The sequence below is a fragment of the Escherichia sp. MOD1-EC7003 genome (assembly GCF_002965065.1).
Taxonomy (GTDB): domain Bacteria; phylum Pseudomonadota; class Gammaproteobacteria; order Enterobacterales; family Enterobacteriaceae; genus Escherichia.
The window spans coordinates 1-703 of the sequence record NZ_PTRE01000300.1; the positions used below are offsets into that span (position 1 = coordinate 1).

The following is a 703-nucleotide window of genomic DNA, read 5'->3' on the forward strand; positions in this document are numbered from 1 at the left end:
ATTTTTAACGTGACACAGAATTCTGAACGCTCTCGGGGTTGATATCTAATTAATATCTGTTATCTATATAAAAGAACAGAACGCTAAGTAATCTTTTTATTAATACATATTTTTCCTTTTAACTCATGCGTTCTGTTTGACCAATAATCTATTAATTTTTATGTTGTAAACGTCATTATTACTTTTTCATCAGATATGATTAATATCCCATGAGGAAGTAATAATGACAGTAGTAGTGATAACAAATGTTGTTTTTAAATCTCCCGGAAGGCAAAGATTTCTCTTTGCCTTTTTTAATTCATCCGTCTATCAGATGGAATAATATATATCTTTCTTCGCTTATTGCCAGATATGAAAGATACGTTATAACAGGAGGTATCATTAAAATAAAAAAGGAGATAATAATGGTTTTATTAAATAACAAAAGAAAGAGCAAGAAGGGTTTCTCACTACTCGAACTATTACTTGTTTTAGGCATCATTGCTGCATTAGTGGTAGCGGCTTTTATTGTGTATCCCAAGGTTCAGGCTTCACAAAGAGCACAGGCAGAATCCAATAACATTGCCACCATACAGGCAGGTGTTAAAGCGTTATACACGTCGGCATCAAGCTTTACTGGTCTGACAAATACTGTGGCTGTTTGATCTTACCCACGTAATGTGGACACAGCCCTAAGCGAGGTTCTGGTTTTCAAACTGTTCCG

Annotated in this window: 1 pseudogene; it reads left to right on the forward strand. The window is 34.6% G+C overall.

Annotated features, from left to right (window positions below):
- Window positions 1-404: 404 nt before the first annotated feature.
- Window positions 405-641: pseudogene (gene bfpA, locus A7090_RS25475) on the forward strand (type IV pilus major subunit protein BfpA); the annotation flags it as partial.
- Between the last annotated feature and the right edge of the window lie 62 nt (window positions 642-703).